This window comes from Streptomyces avermitilis MA-4680 = NBRC 14893 (assembly GCF_000009765.2).
GTDB lineage: Bacteria > Actinomycetota > Actinomycetes > Streptomycetales > Streptomycetaceae > Streptomyces > Streptomyces avermitilis.
The window spans coordinates 8,649,643-8,670,145 of record NC_003155.5; the positions used below are offsets into that span (position 1 = coordinate 8,649,643).

Annotated in this window: 16 protein-coding genes; 12 read left to right on the top strand and 4 right to left on the bottom strand. The window is 70.8% G+C overall.

All coding sequences use genetic code 11. The features are described 5' to 3' along the window. The first annotated feature begins 93 nt into the window (after positions 1-93). The 4 genes from SAVERM_RS37265 to SAVERM_RS37280 all read left to right on the top strand — a co-directional run bounded on the left by SAVERM_RS37265 (position 94) and on the right by SAVERM_RS37280 (position 5,872). Complete coding sequence (locus SAVERM_RS37265) at positions 94-2,427, top strand: GH92 family glycosyl hydrolase (RefSeq protein ID WP_010988650.1); 2,334 nt, start codon at positions 94-96, stop codon at positions 2,425-2,427. Between the two features lie 140 nt (positions 2,428-2,567). Continuing rightward, positions 2,568-3,911, top strand: coding sequence for a wax ester/triacylglycerol synthase family O-acyltransferase (locus tag SAVERM_RS37270; RefSeq protein WP_010988651.1), 1,344 nt, complete (start codon positions 2,568-2,570; stop codon positions 3,909-3,911). Between the two features lie 147 nt (positions 3,912-4,058). Then, positions 4,059-5,543, top strand: coding sequence for an SDR family NAD(P)-dependent oxidoreductase (locus SAVERM_RS37275; RefSeq protein ID WP_010988652.1), 1,485 nt, complete (start codon positions 4,059-4,061; stop codon positions 5,541-5,543). Between the two features lie 74 nt (positions 5,544-5,617). Next, entirely contained in the window at positions 5,618-5,872 is a 255-nt protein-coding gene (locus tag SAVERM_RS37280; RefSeq protein WP_037647084.1) for a hypothetical protein, read from the top strand. Positions 5,873-5,924: 52 nt separating this feature from the next. Here SAVERM_RS37280 and SAVERM_RS37285 read toward each other — a convergent pair whose 3' ends face one another. Further along, positions 5,925-6,731 carry an SDR family oxidoreductase gene (locus tag SAVERM_RS37285; RefSeq protein ID WP_010988654.1) on the bottom strand — a complete coding sequence of 269 codons (807 nt, stop codon included), beginning with the start codon at positions 6,729-6,731 and terminating at the stop codon, positions 5,925-5,927. A 25-nt stretch (positions 6,732-6,756) separates the two neighbouring features. Continuing rightward, a complete protein-coding gene (locus SAVERM_RS37290) occupies positions 6,757-7,305 on the bottom strand; it encodes an HD domain-containing protein (protein WP_010988655.1) in 549 nt (182 codons plus the stop codon). Between the two features lie 518 nt (positions 7,306-7,823). Between SAVERM_RS37290 and SAVERM_RS43490 the strand changes: the two genes are divergently transcribed. Both SAVERM_RS43490 and SAVERM_RS37295 read left to right on the top strand, forming a co-directional pair. Then, on the top strand, positions 7,824-8,000 hold the full coding sequence (locus tag SAVERM_RS43490; protein WP_167544206.1) for a hypothetical protein: 177 nt from the start codon (positions 7,824-7,826) through the stop codon (positions 7,998-8,000). Positions 8,001-8,104: 104 nt separating this feature from the next. After that, a complete protein-coding gene (locus SAVERM_RS37295; RefSeq protein ID WP_010988656.1) occupies positions 8,105-8,587 on the top strand; it encodes a GNAT family N-acetyltransferase in 483 nt (160 codons plus the stop codon). A gap of 33 nt (positions 8,588-8,620) precedes the next feature. Here the strand turns inward: SAVERM_RS37295 and SAVERM_RS37300 are convergent, their stop codons facing one another. Continuing rightward, positions 8,621-10,615, bottom strand: a complete 1,995-nt coding sequence (locus tag SAVERM_RS37300) for a carbohydrate-binding protein (protein ID WP_010988657.1) — start codon at positions 10,613-10,615, stop codon at positions 8,621-8,623. Positions 10,616-10,858: 243 nt separating this feature from the next. Between SAVERM_RS37300 and SAVERM_RS37305 the strand changes: the two genes are divergently transcribed. From SAVERM_RS37305 to SAVERM_RS37330, 6 genes are all read left to right on the top strand, one after another. After that, entirely contained in the window at positions 10,859-12,250 is a 1,392-nt protein-coding gene (locus SAVERM_RS37305; protein ID WP_010988658.1) for an ABC transporter substrate-binding protein, read from the top strand. Continuing rightward, positions 12,247-13,188, top strand: a complete 942-nt coding sequence (locus SAVERM_RS37310) for a carbohydrate ABC transporter permease (RefSeq protein ID WP_010988659.1) — start codon at positions 12,247-12,249, stop codon at positions 13,186-13,188. Before SAVERM_RS37305 ends, SAVERM_RS37310 begins: the two co-directional genes overlap by 4 nt. Next, complete coding sequence (locus SAVERM_RS37315; RefSeq protein WP_010988660.1) at positions 13,185-14,060, top strand: carbohydrate ABC transporter permease; 876 nt, start codon at positions 13,185-13,187, stop codon at positions 14,058-14,060. Before SAVERM_RS37310 ends, SAVERM_RS37315 begins: the two co-directional genes overlap by 4 nt. Before the next feature lie 8 nt (positions 14,061-14,068). Further along, entirely contained in the window at positions 14,069-15,889 is a 1,821-nt protein-coding gene (locus SAVERM_RS37320) for a glycoside hydrolase family 36 protein (RefSeq protein WP_237528945.1), read from the top strand. Continuing rightward, a complete protein-coding gene (locus SAVERM_RS37325; protein ID WP_010988662.1) occupies positions 15,886-16,884 on the top strand; it encodes a LacI family DNA-binding transcriptional regulator in 999 nt (332 codons plus the stop codon). The genes SAVERM_RS37320 and SAVERM_RS37325 overlap by 4 nt, the downstream gene beginning before the upstream one ends. A 157-nt stretch (positions 16,885-17,041) precedes the next feature. Further along, positions 17,042-18,892 (top strand): alpha-1,3-galactosidase-related protein, encoded by a 1,851-nt coding sequence (locus SAVERM_RS37330; protein WP_202497566.1) that lies wholly within the window; start codon positions 17,042-17,044, stop codon positions 18,890-18,892. A 27-nt stretch (positions 18,893-18,919) separates the two neighbouring features. Here SAVERM_RS37330 and SAVERM_RS37335 read toward each other — a convergent pair whose 3' ends face one another. Beyond that, on the bottom strand, positions 18,920-20,284 hold the full coding sequence (locus SAVERM_RS37335; RefSeq protein ID WP_010988664.1) for an amidase: 1,365 nt from the start codon (positions 20,282-20,284) through the stop codon (positions 18,920-18,922). Positions 20,285-20,503 lie beyond the last annotated feature (219 nt).

The window sequence follows — 20,503 nt, forward strand, 5'->3', positions numbered from 1 at the left end:
CGGCGCGCCCGGCGACACCCCAGGTTGCGCGGGTTCAGGCGTGGTTGCCCGGACTATGTGGACATCGTTGTCGCATTCCGGGAGGTCTCCTGCATGAGATGGAAGCTGCGCACCGCGGGCGGGCTGACGGCCCTCGCCCTGCTCGGCGGCGCACTTGCCGGGCCCGCCGCCCGAGCCGCCGAGCAGGGCAGCGACCGGCTCGGCGACCTGGTCAACCCGTTCATCGGCACCCAGAACGAGGGCAACACCTACCCGGGCGCCGCCGTGCCTTTCGGCATGGTGCAGCTCTCGCCGGACACCGGGCACAACACCGGTTACGACTACACGCAGAACCACATCCGCGGCTTCTCCCTCGTGCATCTCTCCGGCGTGGGCTGCCGGATCGGCGGCGACCTGCCGGTGCTGCCGACGACGGGGGACGTGACCGAGACGGACTACGCGAAGTACGCGGCCGGATTCAGCCACGACAGCGAGCGGGCGAGCCCGGGCTACTACCGGGTGGGCCTCGACAGCGGCATCGTCGCCGAGTTGACGGCAACCGGGCGGACGGGGGTGCAGCGCTACACCTTTCCGGCCACCGACAAGGCGAACGTCCTGCTGAACGCCGGCCAGGCGCTGCACAAGACCGTCTCCACCGACGTCGAGGTCCTGGACGACCGGACCGTGCGGACCAGGATCAGTGGCAGCGGCTTCTGCCGGGACACCGGCCCGTACACGGTCTACACGATCACCCGGTTCGACCGGCCGTTCACCGCGTACGGAACGTGGCACGGGGGCACGGTCACCGAGGGCTCGGCGGAATCGGCCGCCGGCACCGGGCGCAACGGTGCCTACGCCCGGTTCGACGCGACCGAGGACCGCACGGTCGAGGCGACCACCGCGCTGTCGTACGTGGACGCGCGGGGCGCCGAGGTCAACCTCCGCTCGGCTGAGGGCCGTTCGTTCGCCGACGTCCGGGAGGCCGCCCGCCGCTCCTGGGAGGACCGGCTCGACGACGTACGGGTCAGGGGCGGCAGCGACACCCTCCGCCGCACCTTCTACTCGTCCCTCTACCGGTCCTTCCTCGCGCCCAACATCGGCAGCGACGCCGACGGTCGCTACACCGGCTGGGACCACCGGATCCACCGGGCGCGGGGCTTCACGTACTACCAGAACTGGTCCCTGTGGGACACGTACCGCACCCAGTGCCAGCTGCTCGCCCTGCTCGCGCCGCGCGAGTCCCGCGACATGGCGATCTCCGTACTCAAGATCGACGAGGACGGCGGCTGGCTGCCCAAGTGGGGCTACGGGACGGTCGAGACGAACATCATGTCCGGCGACCCGGTCACCCCGTTCCTCACGAACGCCTACCAGCAGGGCCTGCTCAAGGGGTACGAGGAGCAGGCGTACCGGGCGCTCGCGAAGAACGCCGACGGGTTGCCGCCCGCCGCCTATCCGGGGGTGGGGCGCGACGGGAACCGGGAGTACATCGCCGACGGGTTCGTGCCCTACATCAAGGGCGGCCCGCACGCCAAACCCGGCGACTCCGACTACGCCCACGGCGCCTCGGCGACCATGGAGTACGCGCTGTCCGACGCCATGCTCTCCCGGATGGCGCGCGACCTGGGACACGACGCGGACGCGGAGCGCTATACGGCCCGCTCGCGGAACTACCGCACCCTCTTCGACGCTTCGACGGGCTTCTTCCGGGCCCGCGACACCTCCGGGGCGTTCGCCGGACCGGCCGACCCCGCCGACAGCGAGGGCTTCCACGAGGGCACGGCCTGGCAGTACCAGTGGCTCGTGCCGCAGGACCTGCCGGGCCTGGTCGACCTGATCGGCGGCAAGCAGGCGGCCAACGACCGGCTCGACGCGTTCTTCGCCTACGAGCAGCTCCTCCAGGACCCGGCGCGGACGGCGCGCGAGGTATGGGTCGACGGTCCGTACGAGTACTACAACTCCGACAAGTACAACCCGCAGAACGAGCCCGACCTCATCGCCCCGTACACCTACCTCTCGACCGGCCAGCCGTGGAAGACGACCGACGTGGTGCACGCCGCGCTGACCCTCTTCACCGACACGCCGACCGGCATGACCGGCAACGACGACCTCGGCACGATGTCCGCCTGGCACGTCCTGTCGTCGATCGGCCTCTTCCCGGTACAGCCGGGCTACGACACCTGGGGCCTGTCCACGCCCGTCTTCGAGCGGGTCGACCTCAGGCTCGACCGCGGCTACTACCCACGCGGCACGCTGACGGTGACGGCACCCGGTACCTCGGACCGTGACCGGTACATCCAGTCGGTGCGCGTGGACGGTGCGTCGCACGATCGGACGTATCTGACGACCCGTGTCTTGCGCGGCCTGGAAGCGCTCCACTTCGCGGTGGGAGCGCGTCCGTCGGCGTGGGGTACGGCGCCGCATGCCGCGCCACCTGCACTGAAGTGACCTCGGCCGTCCCTGAGTCCCGCCCTTCGCAGGGCGGGACTTAATCTGATGTTAACTGAGCGTAGCTTGATCGTGCTTGACCGTAATCGTCGGTCAGGGGTTGACTGCTGCTCACCCATCGTCGACACGAGAGCAAGCCATTGACCTCTGACCTGCTCGCCCCACTCGACCTGGCGTTCTGGAACATCGAGTCCGCCCAGCACCCGATGCACCTCGGCGCCCTCGGCGTGTTCTCGTGCCACTCGCCCACCGCCGGCGCCCACGCCGCCGACCTGCTCGCCTCCCGCGCCGCCGCGGTACCCGGGCTGCGCATGCGGATCCGTGACGTCTGGCAGCCGCTGGCCTTCCCGCTGACCTTCCCGCTCCCGTTCGGCGGCGCGACCCGCGAGCCCGCCCCCGACTTCGACCCGCTCGACCACGTACGCCTGCACGCGCCGGCCGCCGACTTCCACGCCGTCGCGGGCCGGCTCATGCAGCGCCCACTGGAGCGCGGCCGGCCACCGTGGGAGGCGCATGTACTGCCCGGGGAGGACGGCACGTCGTTCGCCGTGCTCTTCAAGTTCCACCACGCGCTGGCGGACGGACTGCGGGCGCTGATGCTCGCGGCGGCGCTCATGGACCCCATGGACATGCCGACGCCCCGCCCGCGTCCGGCCGAGCCCGCGCGGGGGCTCCTCCCGGACGTGCGCAAACTGCCGGAGCTGCTGCGCGGCACCCTCTCCGACGTGGGCCGGGCCCTCGACATCGGCGCCTCCGTCGCCCGTGCCACCCTCGGCGCACGGTCGTCGTCCGCGCTCACCTCCGAGCCCAGCGGCACCCGCCGCACCGCGGGCGTCCTCATCGACCTCGACGCGGTGCACCGCGTCCGCAAGACCGTCGGCGGCACCGTCAACGACGTACTCATCGCCATCGTCGCGGGCGCCCTGCGTACCTGGCTGGACGAGCGCGGCGACGGCAGCGCGGGGGTCGCGCCCCGCGCCCTGATCCCCGTCTCCAGGCGCCGCCCGCGCACCGCGCACCCACAGGGCAACCGGCTCTCCGGTTACCTGATACGGCTTCCGGTCGACGACCCCGATCCGCTCGGGCGGCTGCGCACGGTGCGTATGGCGATGGACCGCAACAAGGACGCGGGGCCCAACCGGGGAGCGGGCGCCGTGGCGCTGCTCGCCGACCACGTGCCGCCGCTCGGCCACCGGCTGGGCGGGCCCGTGGTCGGCCAGGCGGCCCGGCTGCTCTTCGACATCCTGGTGACCAGCGTGCCGCTGCCCAGCCTCGGCCTGAAACTCGGCGGCAGCCCCCTCACGGAGGTCTATCCGTTCGCCCCCCTGGCCCGCGGGCAGTCCCTCGCGGTCGCCGTCTCGACGTACCGCGGACGCGTCCACTACGGGCTCGTCGCCGACGCCAAGGCCGTGCCGGACCTCGGCCGGCTGGCGCGTGCGGTGACCGAGGAGATGGAGACGCTGCTCACTGTCTGCGGCCCCTGACGGGCTGTCTTCGGCCCCTGACGGGCCCGCCGCCGCCTCCGTGATCATCGCGGGTTTGGTACCTCGGCCCCGCGCTTTGTAAAATTCGCCGTTCGAAAGCGAGCGCGGTCCGAGCGCCGCGCGGGTGACCCGAGGAACGGCAGCGCGATGACGGTGACAGAGGACGGCCCCGTGGGCATGGACGAGGTGGCAGACGCCTCCTACGGTCCCGGCATCGACCCGGAGCGGCTGGCCGTCTGCCTCGGCGTGCTCGACGAGCTGGACAAGCTGGAGGTCGACCACCCGGACGCGATCGCCGTGCGCCGGGCCACCGCGGGCGTCTACCGCACGGTCAAGCAGCGCCGCCGCCAGGAGCGCCGAGCCGCCAAGACCGCGCACGACAAGGCGGTCACCGAAGCCACCGCGACCGGCTCCGCGCAGCGCATCGACGACGAGACCGAGGGCATCCTGCCGTCGTCGGTGACGGACGAGGGACAGATCGCGGGGATACTCCAGCGCCCGCGCTCCTGCTACATCTGCAAGAGCCGCTACACCGAGGTCGACTACTTCTACCACCAGCTCTGCCAGGGCTGCGCCGCCGAGAACCGCGCCCGCCGCGACGCCCGCGCCGACCTCACCGGCAAGCGCGCGCTGCTCACCGGTGGCCGCGCCAAGATCGGCATGTACATCGCGCTGCGCCTGCTGCGCGACGGCGCCCACACCACGATCACCACGCGCTTCCCGAACGACGCGATCCGCCGCTTCAAGGCCATGCCCGACAGCGACGAGTGGATCGGCCGACTGAAGATCGTCGGCATCGACCTGCGCGACCCGGCGCAGGTCGTCGCGCTCGCCGACTCGGTCGCCGCCGCGGGCCCGCTCGACATCCTGATCAACAACGCGGCCCAGACCGTACGCCGCTCCCCGCAGGCCTACAGCGAGCTGCTCGGCGCCGAGTCGGGACCGCTGCCGGCGGGCGAGCTGCCCCCGGCCGAGATCATCGGCACGTTCGGCTCCGGCGCCGTGGCCGCCCTCCCGGTGGCCGGCGGCGGCGCGCTGACCGCGCAGGACGTCACCGACCTCGCGCTGATCTCCGGCTCCGCCTCCCTGGAGCGGATCGCGGCCGGCACCGCGATCGACGCGGGCGGGCTCGTGCCCGACCTGCACGACACCAACAGCTGGATCCAGTCGGTCGAGGAGGTCACCCCGGTCGAACTGCTCGAGGTGCAGCTCTGCAACTCCACGGCACCGTTCATCCTGATCAGCCGGCTGCGCGCGGCGATGGCGGCCGCGCAGGCCAAGCGCACGTACATCGTGAACGTCTCCGCGATGGAGGGCGTGTTCAACCGCGGCTACAAGGGCGCGGGCCACCCGCACACCAACATGGCCAAGGCCGCCCTGAACATGCTCACGCGCACCAGCGCCCAGGAGATGTTCGAGAAGGACGGCATCCTGATGACCGCCGTGGACACCGGCTGGATCACGGACGAGCGCCCGCACCCGGACAAGATGCGCCTCGCCGACGCGGGCTTCCACGCCCCGCTGGACCTCATCGACGGCGCCGCACGGGTATACGATCCGATTGTGCGCGGTGAGCAGGGCGAGGACCTGTACGGCGTCTTCATGAAGGACTACGCGCCCGGGAAGTGGTGACCCGCCGCCCCTGACGTGTGACCTGGCGACCGCCGGGAACCCGGGCTCTGTCGAGAGCCGTGCAAGGAGTTCCCATGGCCAGTCCACACGACACAGATCCGCACAGGGTCGACATGGACCCGCGCAGCGTCGACGACCCGCGCAACGTCTGTCCGAGCGACGCCGACTTCTACGCGAGCGACCGTCCGGCCCACCCTTTGCTGCCGGAGGACCGTCCCCGCGGCGGTGGGCCCGCGACGCCGCTGAGGCATCGCGGGACCTGGGAGACGGTCGCGCTCGTCGCCGCCGTCATCCTGGTGATCATGGTGGGGATCGCTCTGTTCCCCTGAGGGCCGCGTTCCCGCGCGGGGCCGCGTTCCCCCGAGGAACCGGACGACGTCCTCACGAGTGAGGTGGTGCGTATGACCGCAGCCGCTCCTGGACGGCGTACCCGTCCGCGGAGTACGCCGTCCTGACCCGCGTACCGCCGTCGACCAGCAGATCGGCGCCGGTGATCCATTCGGCCGCGTCCGAGGCCAGCCAGACGACGGCACGCGCGATGTCCGCGGGGTGACCGATGCGGCCGAGCGGAAGCCCGGCCGCCAGTTCGTCCTCGCCGTGCTCCCACACGAATCGGGCCAGCTCCGTGCGGACGAGGCCGGGGGAGACGGAGTTGACGCGGACCTTCGGGGCCAGCTCGCCCGCCAGCTGTCGCGTGAGGTGCAGCAACGCCGCCTTCGTGGTCCCGTACGCGCCGACGTTGGGTCCGACGTGCCCGGCACCCTCCGTGCAGATGTTCACCACCGCTCCGCCGTGCTCGCCCATCCAGGCCCGCCAAGCGCACTGGACCAGCCGCAACGGGGCCTCGACGTTGATCGTGAACGCCTCGCGCCAGCGGTCCGGGTCGGCGTCCATCAAGGGGCCGTACGGCTCGTTGGTCGCCGCGTTGTTGACCACGACGTCGAGCCGTCCGAACGCGGCGAGCGCCAGTTCCGTCAGCTCCCGCGGATGCGCCGGATCGGCGACGGAACCCGCGAGCCCCACGCCGCCCAGCTCCTCGGCGGCCCGACGGACCCCGTCCGCGTCCCGCGCCGTGACGCACACGTGCGCCCCCGCTGCCGCGAACGCCTCGGCCACGGCCCGCCCGATCCCGCGCGAGGCCCCGGTGACGACGGCGACCCTGCCCTCAAGCCCGTACGGCGACGTCATCCGCGTACCGTCTCATGACGGGCCGTCAGCCAACAGCCCCCGGCTGTGGACGCGTCGGCGGGCCGGCCGCATCCAGTCGCGGCGGACCGGCCGTACCCGGCCGCGAGTTGCGGGCCGCCACCAGCTCCAGCACCGTGCGCCAGTCCTCCAGGACGCCGGCGTCCAGGCCGGGCACCCGGCCCGATTCGTCCGCCTGCCGCAGCGCCGCCAGGTCGTCGTCGAGCGAGTCGTCCGCCCAGGCCGCGGCGCGCAGACGGACGAGCCGGGAGACCCGGTCGCCGAGCAGTGCACGTATCGCGTCGGCCGCGCGGTCGGCGTGCCCGGCCTCGTCGCCGGGGTCCAGCAGCTGCCCGATGTCGTGCACCAGGCCCGCCACCTGGAGTTCTTTGTCGGCCGGACGGCTTCTGCGCAGCAGCGCGGCGGTCTGCAGGGCGTGCTCGTGCGGATCGACCGGGTCGCCGACGGGGGGCCCGCCGCCCGAGCCGGGCCGGGAACGGGGGAGACCCGAGGTGGCCCGGGCACCCCGGCAGGCGTGCAGCAGATCCATCAGCTCCTCGACGCTGCGCAGCTCCATGCGTCAGTCCTCCCGCGAGAAAAGCCGTTGCCGACCGTCAGCAGAACATGTCCGGTTTGCCACGCGGCCAACGGAGACTGAACTGCGAACCGAGTGCGGTGGTGGGTGCATTCGGACCGCCGCGGCCTCGGCGAGGCCCGCCGACCAGGGGGGTGCGCCGTTCGATCGTTGAGCCGTACGGGTGACTGAAAACCAGGGCGAAATCTGCCAAGAGCGCCCATATGATGGCCGAATGAGTACTGAACGACTCGAGACGGTTACCTCTTGTTTTCAGCCCCATCGAGCGGGTGCCCGCTCATTTGGTTAATCTGTACCGGACGGACAGCCTGACTGGGTTCCACCCACACCCACAGTCCGTCCCGGGACAAGCCGGTCACCACGGCCTGCTCTCAGACGAGTTACCGGCGCCACCGCGTCCGAACTGCTCTCGACTCAGACCCGAGCGGGCGTCAGGCGCACAGCAGTGGACTGAGCGGCCAGTACGTCCCGAGGGTGATCCGACACATAAGGAGTGCGCGGTGACACCGGAGAAGACCGATCTTGATGAGCGCCCCAAGGAACGCAACGAGGGCGCGAGCGGTGGGCCCGAGAAGAAGCTCGGCAGCCTCGACGTGTGGTCGAGGTCCGCCCCGATCCGGCTGGCGGGTTACGAGGACGACCTCGCCGAGCCGCACATCCTGCCCAGCGTGGACTGACTCTCCGCAGGACTCACTCGTGCTCTCCGGACAGGACTCCTTCGTACTCTCCGGACAGGACCCTCACCGAACGCTGACGGCATGGGCGTGCCAGACTCACGCCCATGCTGATCAGAGAAGCCGCGGCCGACGACTGGCCGCGGATCTGGCCTTTCTGGCACCGGATCGTCGCCGCGGGAGAGACGTACGCCTGGGACCCGGCCACCTCCGAGGAGCAGGCCCGCGCCCTGTGGATGGCGCCCGGCAAGCGCGTGTACGTCGTCGAGGACGAGACCGGAGCGGTCGTCGGCTCGGCCTATGTCACCCCGAACTACGGCGGCCCGGCCGCCCGCGTCGCCAACGCCGGCTTCATGGTCGACCCCGACCACGCCGGGCGGGGCATCGGCCGCGCCCTCGCCGACCACGTACTCGCCACGGCCAAGGCCGACGGCTACCGGGCGATGGTGTTCAACGCCGTCGTCGAGACCAACCCCGCCGTGCAGCTGTGGACCTCACTCGGCTTCACCGTCCTGGGCACCGTGCCGGACGCGTACGAGCACCCCCGGCACGGCAGGGTGGGGCTGCACATCATGTACCGGGCGCTCTAGGTCTGTTGCGCGGATCAGGAAGTGGCGTTCGCGTCAGCCGGCCACCCGCACCACCGCCGTCGCCCCCGCGCGCACCGTCGGCGTCGCGTACGTGTACGTCACGCCGTCGACCGTCCTGGTTCGCGCGCGCTGCGGGACACCGTTGACCGTGATCTTCTTGTGGACCCCCTGGAAGCGGGCCTCCCAGTGGTAGGCGCCCTTGCGCGCGTTGTTCGTCAGCGTGGTCTTCGTCGCGCCGTCGTGCCGCACGGTGATCGTGCTCGTGCCGATGGGTACGTCCGCCGTCTGGAGCCACTTCATGCCGGACGGCAGTCGCGACTGCGTGGTCACCTTGTGGTTCGCCGCGTCCGGTGCGATGCCCATCAGGCCCTCGACGGTCTGGCTGACCAGAGTGAACGACACCTCGGGGTAGTCACCGTTGGGGCCCTGGCTGGAGTTGACGTGCTGGAGTTCCCGCTGGCCGTAGATCTTCTTCATCCATGTCCAGGCGGTGTCGTTGCGGTTGTTCTTGAAGAACATGTCGGGCAGGTACGTCGTCGACTCGATGTTGGGTGACCCCTGCGGCCCCAGCTCCTGCGCCTCGATGTAGTCGAGATAGGCGTCGTTGCGCGGGCCGGGATCGATGATCTGCTTCATCGGCACGAACACGCTGTTCTCCTTGCCCCAGCCGGTGACCGGGGTGCCGGACGTGGTGTACGCGCGGACCATGTCGGCTCCGCTTCCGCCCCCGCTCCAGTCGTCGTTGTAGTACGCCTTCAGATCGGCGGCACGCCGGTCGTACGCCTTGGCCAGCGCGGTGTCTCCCTTGCCGCGCGCGAGCGTGGCCATCGCCAGATACGCCTGGTACTGCGAGGCGATGCCGTCCCCGGCCTCGGCGAGGCCGTCGCCGTCCTGCTCGTTGTAGCTGGCGGCGCCGGAGAAGATGCCGTTGCCCGTGCCCTCGGCGACCTTGACCTTGCCGTTGGGCTTGGCGGAGTTGTGCAGGTCGATGAACTCCTCGGTGGAGTGCCGGTAGAAGTCCCACAGCGCCGGGTCGTCGACGTATCTCCGGTCGCCGGTCCAGAGGTACGCCTGGGCCGCCTTCTCGACGAGTTCGAAGACGGCCGGTACCTCGCGCACGAAGTTGTCCGGGCTCTTGTAGTCGATGCTCAGGTAGGTCTTGGCGTCGAAGTTGAGGGACCACACCGGGAAGTACTTGTGCGCGGCGGTGGCCGACGACGCGTACGAACGGAGCATCGTCTCGTTCTCGGCGTCGAGGCCGATGATGTGGGCACCGGCGAGCTGGTGGGTCATGTCGCGGGAGTAGTAGGCGCTGCGGTTGGCGTATCCGGCCCAGTAGCCGGCCGCGTACGGCGCGGTGCCGGTGCCGCCGGTCTGGTACTCGTCGACGTTGACCGGGCCCGTCGTGCCGGGTAGCTGCACCCAGCTGTTGGCCTTCTTCTTGGCCCAGCCGAACATCTCGACGACCTCGGGGTCGGACGAGGTGACCTTGGGGTCGGCGGGCGCGGCGGGGGAGATCATCAGGTCGTCGGCGTTGACCCAACTGCTGCCGGAGCCGAAGGCGATCTCCAGCCGGTCGCCGGTCTTCAGCTCGACACGGCTGATGGTGTACCGGGCGTACGCGCGGCGCTCCGGCAGGGTGATCGTCTCGACGGTCTCGTCGTTGCGCCGGACCGTGTACGTGCCGCCGGTGCCGGCGCTCCCGACCCACGCGGAGAAGTCGTAACTGCCGTTCCGGGGTGCGACGAGGGTCAGCTTCGCGCTCTTGCCGGCTCCGGAGTCGAGGTAGAGGAAGCGGGCGCCGCCGTGGGAGTTGCCGGTGCCGACCCCGGTGCCCGCGCCGAAGGTCCAGCCCGTGCCGCCGTTCTCGAAGCCCGGGTCGTCGAGGGTGAGTTGGGCGCGGGCGGCGGAGGCGGTGTTCGCTGCGGGAGTCGCGCCGTCTCCCGGCGCCGCCGCGGCCGACAGCGCGGGGGCCATCGGCGCGAGCAGGGCAACAGCGGTGAGCAGCATGAGCCTTGAGGGCTTCATCGGGTCTCCCGGTCTTCGGTTACGGCGGGTGGGGCGGCCGAGTGGTGGCGGAAAGCTAGCAGGGCCCGAAGCAGCGATTCAATGGTCATGCGCAAGAAACATGCAAGTCACGCAGCCTGAGTGCCATGTTGAGTGTTCAGTGAGGCAGAAAGTTTTCATCGATATCTTGCAAGTGGCTTGGGCGCTTGTTAGCTTCCAGCCGCGCCACAAGAGCCGCGCACCCGCCGGACCCCCGGAGCAGCCATGGACGCCTCACCCCTGAACCAGCCACCGCCGGACGAGCCGCCCCGAAACGGTCTGAACCGACGGCGCCTGCTCGCGCTCAGCGGTTCACTGCTCGCCGCCGGAGCCGGGACCTCGCTGCTCGGCGCCTGCTCGGTGACCGGCGCCACCAAGGCGGGGAGCCTCGGCGACCCGGACCGGGCCGCGATCACCGTCTGGAGCTGGCAGGGCCCCGCCGCCGCCATGAAGGCTCTGGTCCCCGCCTTCGAGGCGCGGCATCCCGGGATCGACGTCACCGTGCAGGACATCGGAAACCCGGCGATCTGGGACAAGATCACCACGGCCCTGGCGGCCGGCGGGCAGGGCCTCGCGGACGTCCTGCACATCGGCGTCGACTATCTCCCGGCCTACACCGAGAAGTTCCCCGAAGGCCTCGCCGACCTCGGCCCGCTCGGCGCCGACCGCTACCGTGACGCCTTCGCCGACGGCATGTGGCAGACCGTCACCCGCAAGGGCAAGGTCAACGCCCTTCCCTGGGAGGCCAATTCGGCCGGTTTCTACTACCGGGCCGACCTTTTCGAGGCCGCCGGTGTCGACGGCGAGGCGCTGGCGACGTGGGACGACGCCATCGACGCCGGGAAGAAGATCAAGAAGAGGACCGGAGTCCATCTGCTGGGCATCGACAAGCCCGCGTCCCAGCCGGACGCCGCCAACTTCTTCCAGATGCTGCTCCAGCTCCAGGGCACGTTCTACTTCGACGCCGAGGGCCGGATCACCCTCAGCTCTCCCGAGGCCGCCACCGCGATGACCCTCATCAAGGAGATGAACGACGCCGGCCTGGTCAGCGATCTGGCGGGCGGCTGGACCGCGCTGGAGAGCTCCATCAAGTCCGGCACCGCTGCCGTACTGCCCTGGCCCACCTGGTTCGGCAGCATCATCGAGGGCCTGGTCCCCAAGGAATCCGGCCAGTGGAAGGTCCGCCTCCCACCGGCGGTGAAGCCCGGCGGCACCACGGCCGCGACCGTCAACTCCACCCATCTCGCCGTCGCCGGCTCCAGCATGCACCAGGCCGCCGCCTGGGCGTTCGTCGAGTACGTCCTGACCAGACCGGCGTCGCAGGAGGCGATCTACCGCAGCAAGGGCATCGCCCCCGCCCTGCTCCAGGCGTACGAGGCCCCCGTCTTCCACGAGCCGTCGACATTCTTCAGCGGCCAGCACAAGGGCGAGATCTTCCTCGACGCCCTCAAGGCGCGCTCGCCCGCCGTCAATTACTCCGCCGACTACGCCCGCGCGCTCAAGACGGTCGCCGACGCGCAGACCCAGGTGCTCCTCAAGGGGGCCGACCCCGGCCGCGCGCTGCACAACGCCGCCGACCAGCTCGCCCGCCAGACCGGACGGGAGCTCGCCTCATGACCACGACCACCACCGCCGAGGGTGTCCTGAAAACCGCCGGCGCCGCCCGCCCGGCGGCCGCGTCCCGCCCCACCGCGCGGATCCTGCGCCGGCGGGCCGTCCCGTATCTCTTCATCCTCCCCGCGCTCGTCCTCTTCGCGGTCTTCAAGCTGTACCCGATCGGCTCGTCGTTCCTGATGAGCCTGTACGAGAACGTCAACGGCACCCAGGAGTTCGTGGGCGCGGGCAACTACACGCGGGCGATGGACGATCCGCTGCTGTGGACCGCGCTGAAGAACACCGCGATCATCCTGGTCGTCCAGGTGCCCGTCATGCTGGCGCTGGCCGTCGGCATCGCGGTCGCCCTCAACTCGACCCTCCTGCGCGGCCGCGCCTTCTTCCGGCTCGGCTTCTTCCTGCCGACGGTGACCGGACTGGTCGCGTACGGCATCGTCTTCGCCGTCCTGCTCAACACCCAGTACGGGCTGGTCAACTGGCTGCTCGGCCTGGTGGGCGTCGGAGAGGTCCCCTGGCTGACCGACCCGCTGTGGGCCAGGATCTCCCTCGGCCTCGCACTGACCTGGCACTACACCGGCTACAACGCGGTGATCTTCCTCGCCCGGCTCCAGTCGCTGCCGACCGAGCTGTACGACGCGGCGGCCGTCGACGGGGCCTCCGCCCGGCAGTCGTTCCGCCATGTCACGCTGCCGGGGCTGCGGCCCGCGCTCCTGCTGACGACGGTGCTGTCCACCATCGGCACCCTTCAGCTCTTCGACGAGCCGTACGTCCTGACCGGCGGCGGGCCCGACAACGCCACCCTCACCATCGGCGTGTACCTCTACCAGAACGCTTTCAAGTACTTCGACTTCGGCTACGCCTCGGCCGTCGCGTACATCCTCACCGTCCTGATCGGCATCCTGGGCGTCGTGCAGTTCCGCCTGCTGGGAGAGAAGTCGTGACCCTCACCGCCACCCGCCCGCGGCCCGGCCGCACGCCCCGCACACCCCGATCCCGCACCCGCACGCGCTCGATCCTGCTGACCTCCTCACTGACCATCGCCGTGGCGGCCGTCCTGCTGCCGTTCTACTGGCTGATCATCGCCGCCACCCACAGCTCCAAGGAGATCTTCGACAGCCCACCGCCGCTGCTGCCCGGCGGGCACCTGAGGGAGAACCTCTCCACCCTGGAGTCGTCGGCGCGGTTCAGCGACGTCATCGTCAACTCGCTGCTGATCACGGTCATTTACACGATCGCCGCCGGAGCGATCTGCACGCTGGCCGGATACGGCTTCGCCAAGTTCCGCTTCCGCGGCAGCGGCGCCCTGTTCGGGCTGCTGATGCTCGGGCTCGTCATCCCCACCCAGGTCACACTGATCCCTCTGTTCAAGATGATGGTCGACCTGGAGTGGCTGGGCACCTACCAGGCCGTCATCATGCCCAATCTCGCCCTGCCGTTCGGGATCTTCCTGATGCGGCAGTCGATGGCCGCGCTGCCCGACGAACTCATCGACTCCGCACGGATGGACGGCTGCGGGGAGTTCAGGCTCTTCCTCAAGGTCGTGCTGCCGCCGATGAAACCGGCGCTCGCGGCCCTCGCCATCTTCCTGTTCCTCTTCCAGTGGAACGACTTCATCTGGCCGCTGGTCGTCCTGCGCGACGCCGGCGAGTTCACGATCCCCGTCGCGCTGGCGTCCCTCCAGGGCCTGGACCAGACCGACTACGGCGCCCTGCTCGCCGGCACGGCCCTCGCCGCGATCCCGATGGCCCTCGTCTTCCTCGCACTCCAGCGCCACTTCGTCTCCGGGCTCCTCGCCGGGGCCGTGAAGGAATGATCCCCGCGATGACCCTCAGCACCACCCGGCCCGTCACCACGGCCGAACTCCCCTCGGCGCGCTACGAGCCACTCGTCGACGGCGTCCGTATCGCGGTCCTCACCCACGCGCCCGGCGTCGGCGCGCGCTGGACGGTTTGCGAACTCGGCGACGGGCTGGCCCTGTTGGAGATCCGGACGGACGGCGGGCCGGCACCGACGGAGGTGCGGATGAGCGTGCCGCTCGGCGACGCGGCCGGCTACTGGCACCCGGGCGCCGGCTGGGAGCGCACCCTCGTCGCCGACTGGGCGGGCCGTTCGCGCGTGAGCCTCGTCGACGGCACCGCCGCCGGCTGTCTCTACGACCACGACGGCCGCACGCGGCTCACCTTCGCCGTCGCCGACCCGGTCCCCGAGACCGATGTCGTCTTCGGGGTCTCGGAGGAGAACGACACCCATGTGGTGCACCTGCACCTGGCTCCCGCGCCCGACGGCGGCCCGCGTCGCGTCCTGCTGGCCCGCTCGGCGCCCACGGTCGCGACGGCCCTGCGCGGGCTGCGGCAGTGGTTCGCCGCGCAGCCGCAGTGCGCCCCCATGCCGGTCCCCGACAGCGCTCAGGCACCCGTCTACTCCACCTGGTACGCCTTCAACCAGCGCGTGGACGCCGCATCGGTCGAGGCCGAGGCCCGCGTCGCCGCCTCGCTCGGCTGCGAGGTGCTCATCCTCGACGACGGCTGGCAGAAGTACGGCAGCGGTCGCGGCTACGCCGGATGCGGCGACTGGCGCCCCGACCCGACGACGTTCCCCGACTTCGCCGCGCATGTGTCGGCCGTGCGGGCGCAGGGCCTGCGCTATCTCGCGTGGGTCGCTCCGCTGCTGCTCGGCCCCGACGCGGACTGCGCCGAGCGGCTCACTCCCTATGCCCCCGCGCCCGCCGGTGTCCCGGGCGCCCAGGTCCTCGACCCGCGCCGCCCCGAGGTCCGCGACCATGTCATCAGTCTGTGCACCCGGCTGGTCGCCGACCACGGCCTCGACGGGCTCAAGATCGACTTTCTGGACGAGGCCATGGCGTACCGCGGCGACGGCGCGTACGCCCACCACGAAGGCACCGACATCGACGATGTCGGCCGGGCCATGACCGTCCTGCTCACCGACCTGCGCACCGCGCTCGAAGAGCTGCGGCCCGACGGCGGACTGCTGCTGGAACTGCGCCAGCCCTACGTCGGCCCCGGCATGGCCCCCTTCGGCAACATGCTGCGCTCCTTCGACTGCCCGGGCGACGCCACCGGCAACCGGGTGCGCACGCTCGACACCGCCCTGCTCGCCGTCGGCGGCGCGGTCCACGGCGACATGCTCCTGTGGGACCGCGACGCGCCCGCGCACGCGGTGGCACGGCAGCTGATCGGCTCCCTGCACTGCGTCCCGCAGATCTCCGTGCGGCTGACCGAGCTGTCCGGCGAGCACCGCGAGACGCTGGCGTTCTGGCTCGCCGAGTGGCGGCGGCTGCGGCCGGTGCTGCTGCACGGGGACGTGGAATCCGGCCGGCCCGACGAGCTCTACACCCTGGTCACCGCGGCCCGGGGGAGGGCCTGTGTCACCACCGTGCACAGCGACCGGATCGTGCCCGTCGACACCACCGCGTACGACGACATCACCCTGGTCAACGGCACGGCGTCGGACCGTGTGGTGATCGAGGTGACCGGTGGGCAGCGCCCCTTGCGCATGACCGTCCGTGACGAGCGTGGACGTATCATCGACGACTGCGAACGGTCGCCGGCACCGGGGCTGCACATCGTGTCCGTACCGCGCTCGGGGCTGGTGGCACTACGGGTGACGGAGGGAACCGTATGAAGGTCGGCATCACCGAGGTCGCGGACCGGGCGCAGGTGAGCGAGGCCACGGTCAGCCGTGTCATCAACCGGCGCCAGGGCGTGTCGCGCAAGACCCGCGAGGCGGTCGAGCAGGCGATGGCCGACCTGGGGTACGAGCGGCAGACGCGGGGTCAGCTCATCGCGGTCATCACCGAGTACGTCTCCAACCCGTTCTTCGCCGACGTCTGCGAACGGATCGAGTCCACCCTCGCCCCGCACGGCCTGAAGACGGTCCTGTGCCCGTGCTTCCCCGGCGGAGTGCAGGAGCTGGACTTCGTGACCTCCCTCGCCGACCGGGGCGTCGCCGCCGTCGTCTTCCTCTCGTCCAGCAACACGATCGAGGGCGCGGACCCGGAGGCGTACGAACTCCTGCGCTCCCGCCGGATCCCGTTCGTCGGGGTCAACGGCCAGTTCGAGGGCGTGAGCGAGGCGCCGGTCTTCTCCACCGACGACCTGCTGGCCGCCGAACTCGCCGTCGACCACCTTTACCGGCTCGGTCACCGCCGCATCGGCATGGCATCGGGCCCGGTCGGCAACCGCCCGGCCGACCGCCGCGTCAGCGGCTTCGTCTCCTCGCTCGCCAGGCGCGGTGTCGAGGACCCGGAGCAGTGGGTGGTCCGGCAGTCCTACACCGTCGAGGGCGGCCAGTCCGCCGCGATCTCGCTCCTCGGCCGCGGCGCCACGGCCATCGTCGCCGCCAGCGACTACATGGCCCTGGGCGCGATCCGCGGCGCGCGCCGGCAGGGGTACGACGTCCCGGGCGACGTGTCGGTCGTGGGCTACGACGGCGCCATGATCATGGACTTCGTCGACCCTCCGCTCACCACGGTCCGCCAGCCGGCCGACCGCCTCGCCTCGGAGGTGGCCCGCAGCATCCTCGCCCTGGTCGGCAACCGCGACGTCCCCGTCGGCGAACTCCTCTTCGACCCCGAACTGGTGATCCGTGCGAGCACGGCGGCGCCGAGGGCGGAGTGAGGCGTCGGACCTCGGTATCAGTGGCGACTGCTCGTCCAGACCATTGACCTAGACATCGGATCTATGGAGACTCTGCACGGGGTTCCAATCGAGATACTGGCGGCAACTCCGCGTATTCATTGGATGTTTCGTGGCTCACGGATGCTCCGGAGGGGCTATGTCTCGGTTCGTGTTTCTTGGGGTGGCACTCGCGTTGCTCGGAGGTGCCACCAGTCCTGCCGCCGCGGCGCCGAGGGTGACGCCGGTGGTGGTCGACGTGGACGACTACGGAGCCGACCCCACCGGCCGGACGGACTCGACGCCCGCTGTCGCCGCGGCGCTGCGGCACGCCAAGAGCGTCGACCGGCCGGTCAGGATCGTCTTCTCCAAGGGCACCTACCAGCTGTACCCCGAGCGGGCCGAGACGCGTGAGCTGTATATGTCCAACACCGTCGGCGCCGACCAGCGTTACCGGGACAAGAAGATCGGGCTGCTCGTCGAGGACATGCACGACGTCACCGTCGACGGCGGCGGGGCCAAGCTCGTCCACCACGGTCTTCAGACGGCGTTCGCGTCGATCCGCTCGACCGATGTGACCTTCCAGAACTTCTCCTTCGACTACGCGGCCCCCGAGGTCATCGACGCGACCGTCGCCACCACCGGTGTCACCGACGGACACGCCTACCGCGTTCTGAAGATCCCCGCCGGCAGCCCGTACCGGGTGAACGGCACGCACATCACCTGGCTCGGCGAGACCAGTCCCGCCACCGGGCAGCCGTACTGGTCGGGTGTCGACGGGCTCCAGTACACACAGATCCACGACCCCGAGGCGCAACGGACCTGGCGCGGAGACAACCCCCTGTTCAACGACGTCGCCGCGGTCACCGACCTCGGCGGCCGCCGGATCCGGATCGACTACACCACCGCGGCGCGGCCGGCGGACGCCGGGCTCGTCTACCAGATGCGCCTCATCGAGCGAACGGAGCCGGGCGCTTTCATCTGGGAGTCCAAGAACGTCACGATGCGCTCGATGAACGCCTACTACCTACAGTCCTTCGGCGTGGTGGGGCAGTTCAGCGAGAACATCTCCATCGACAAGGTGAACTTCGCACCCGATCCGAGGTCCGGCCGGTCGACGGCCTCGTTCGCGGACTTCGTGCAGATGTCCGGCGTCAAGGGGAAGGTCTCGATCACCCGGAGCCTCTTCGACGGCCCGCACGACGACCCGATCAACATCCACGGCACCTACCTCGAGGTCGTCGGGAAGCCGGGGCCGTCCACCCTCACCCTCGCCTACAAGCACCCGCAGACCGCGGGATTCCCACAGTTCGCCCCGGGTGACGAGGTCGAGTTCGCCACCAAGCGCACGATGACCCCGCTGGCGGACGCGCACGCACAGGTCACCGCGGTCGACGGGCCGAGCGGCATGGACCACACGAAACCGCTGACCACGATGACCGTCACCTTCGACCGGCCGGTTCCCGCCGGGGTCGAGACCGGCGGCACGGTCGTCGAGAACATCACGGCCACCCCGTCGGTCGTCATCTCCGGCAACGTGTTCCGCAACGTGCCGACCCGCGGCATCCTGGTCACCACCCGCAAGCCCGTCCTCATCACCGGCAACCGGTTCGACGGGATGTCCATGGCCAGCATCTACGTCTCCGCCGACGCCTACCAGTGGTACGAGTCCGGGCCGGTCGCCGACCTCACGATCCGCGGGAACTCCTTCACGCGGCCCAGTGGTCCGGTCATCTTCGTGGAGCCGACCAATCAGGTCATCGACCCGGCGACCCCGGTGCATCACAACATCTCGGTCGAGCACAACTCGTTCGACATCGGTGACGTCACCGTCGTCAACGCCAAGAGCGTCGGCGGGTTCGCTTTCACCGGCAACACGGTCCGGCGGCTGGACGGAGCGGATCACCCGCCGTACACCTCACCGCTGTTCGTCTTCCACGGCAGTTCAGGCATCCGGATCGCACGCAACCACTACGACAAGGGCCTGAACACCTCCGTGGTCACGGACTAGCACGGGAACGGTGTACTAGGGCCCGCTTCAGCCGAGCGGGGCCGTGCGTCGCCAGGGGTGCAGTTCCTCCAACTGGCCCGCCAGGGCGAGGAGATCGAGCTCGGAACCAGGGCGTCCCACCAGCTGCACGGCACCGGGCGCGCCGCTCGGCAGTGTGCCGAACGGAACCGACAGGGCGGGCCAGCCCGTGAGATTCCAGGGCGGGGTCAGCGGCGAGTAGGTGGTGTTGACCAGCAGATTGCGCAGCCAGCCCCGCTCGTGCCAGGCCGCCGCGGCGGGGCCGCGCCGGGCGAGGGCGGGGGTCAGCAGCACGTCGTGCTCCTCGAAGAACGGCGTCAGGCGCTCCCGCAACTGCTCCCGGCGTGCGCCGCCCCGCACCGAGCGCACAAAGCGGCGCCCCACCGCCGCGTGCACCCGCGTGCGCCGGGTCAGCCGCCGTACATCGAGGTCCTCGGCGTCCACCGCGGTGCCCGCCGTCCAGTGTGCGAGCGAGGTCGTGCTCAGCCACAGGGGGTACGGGGGATCGGCACGCCGCACCTGGTGACCGGCCCCGGCCAGCAACTCGGCGGCCTCCCGGGCGGCGGACGCGTACGGGCGGCCGACGGCGACACCGGCCAGCGGACTGCGGACCGAGAGGGCTATCGTGCGGGTGCCGGGCCCGGACGGGCGTATCGCCTCCGTCTCCGCGACCGCCGTGACCGTCCCGGCCAGCACCGCGAACATCAGCCGGGCGTCCTCGACCGTGGTCGCGAGCGGGCCGTTCTCGGACATGCCGAACCAGTCGCCGTTTCCGATGCCCGCCGGCACCGTCCCGTACCCCGGCTTCAGGCCGACGAGACCGCAGTTGGCGGCGGGGATGCGCAGGGAGCCCATCCCGTCGTTGCCGAGCGCGATCGGCACCATCCCGGCGGCGACCGCGGCCGCGCTGCCCCCCGAGGAGCCGCCCGCCGTGCGCGAGGTGTCCCACGGGTTGCGGGCCGTGCCGTGCACGCCGTCCGTGGTGCCGAACACGCAGAGCTCGGGCACGTTCGTCACCCCCACGACGACGGCACCCGCCGCACGCAGCCGGGCCACCGTGACATGGTCGTGGTCGGCCGGGGTGTCGGGGGTGGCCGCGGAGCCGTGGCGAGTGGACTCGCCCCGTACGGCGAGATTGTCCTTCACGGCCACGGGCACCCCGGCCAGGGGGAGTTCGGCCAGGTCGGTGCGGGACGCCACCTCGTCGGCCTCGGCCAGGGCCGCGTCCGCGCGCACCCGGCGGAAGGCGCCGACGCGGGCGTCGAGCCGGTCGATCCGGGCGAGGTGTTCGGCGACCACCTCACGGGGCGTGGCCCGCTTCTCGCGTACGGCTGCGGCGATCTCGGCGGCGGAAAGGCCGACCCAGCTGGTCACGGGCGCTCCCTGTCGGTGTGGTGCCTGAGGTGTGTGGTGCCTTGGGCGTGGCGCGGTGCCTGAGGTGCGGTGGCGGGTCGTACTCGTGAGTACGAGGAGCACTGTGCCGTGCCGGCGGCGCCACGTCGAGAGCGGCGACCCGTAGCACGGAGTCCGGGCTGTACCGCTCGCGGGCCGGACGGCAGGCGCTGGGGACAGGCGGCGCACGCACCGTCCACC

Excerpts from the sequence above, each read along its gene's own strand:
- SAVERM_RS37310 (WP_010988659.1), top strand. The coding sequence starts at position 12,247 with ATGACCACGACCACCACCGCCGAGGGTGTCCTGAAAACCGCCGGCGCC.
- SAVERM_RS37330 (WP_202497566.1), top strand. The coding sequence starts at position 17,042 with ATGTCTCGGTTCGTGTTTCTTGGGGTGGCACTCGCGTTGCTCGGAGGT.
- SAVERM_RS37300 (WP_010988657.1), bottom strand. The coding sequence starts at position 10,615 with ATGAAGCCCTCAAGGCTCATGCTGCTCACCGCTGTTGCCCTGCTCGCG.
- SAVERM_RS37325 (WP_010988662.1), top strand. The coding sequence starts at position 15,886 with ATGAAGGTCGGCATCACCGAGGTCGCGGACCGGGCGCAGGTGAGCGAG.
- SAVERM_RS37265 (WP_010988650.1), top strand. The coding sequence starts at position 94 with ATGAGATGGAAGCTGCGCACCGCGGGCGGGCTGACGGCCCTCGCCCTG.
- SAVERM_RS37280 (WP_037647084.1), top strand. The coding sequence starts at position 5,618 with ATGGCCAGTCCACACGACACAGATCCGCACAGGGTCGACATGGACCCG.
- SAVERM_RS37320 (WP_237528945.1), top strand. The coding sequence starts at position 14,069 with ATGACCCTCAGCACCACCCGGCCCGTCACCACGGCCGAACTCCCCTCG.
- SAVERM_RS37295 (WP_010988656.1), top strand. The coding sequence starts at position 8,105 with ATGCTGATCAGAGAAGCCGCGGCCGACGACTGGCCGCGGATCTGGCCT.
- SAVERM_RS37290 (WP_010988655.1), bottom strand. The coding sequence starts at position 7,305 with ATGGAGCTGCGCAGCGTCGAGGAGCTGATGGATCTGCTGCACGCCTGC.
- SAVERM_RS37305 (WP_010988658.1), top strand. The coding sequence starts at position 10,859 with ATGGACGCCTCACCCCTGAACCAGCCACCGCCGGACGAGCCGCCCCGA.
- SAVERM_RS37285 (WP_010988654.1), bottom strand. The coding sequence starts at position 6,731 with ATGACGTCGCCGTACGGGCTTGAGGGCAGGGTCGCCGTCGTCACCGGG.
- SAVERM_RS37275 (WP_010988652.1), top strand. The coding sequence starts at position 4,059 with ATGACGGTGACAGAGGACGGCCCCGTGGGCATGGACGAGGTGGCAGAC.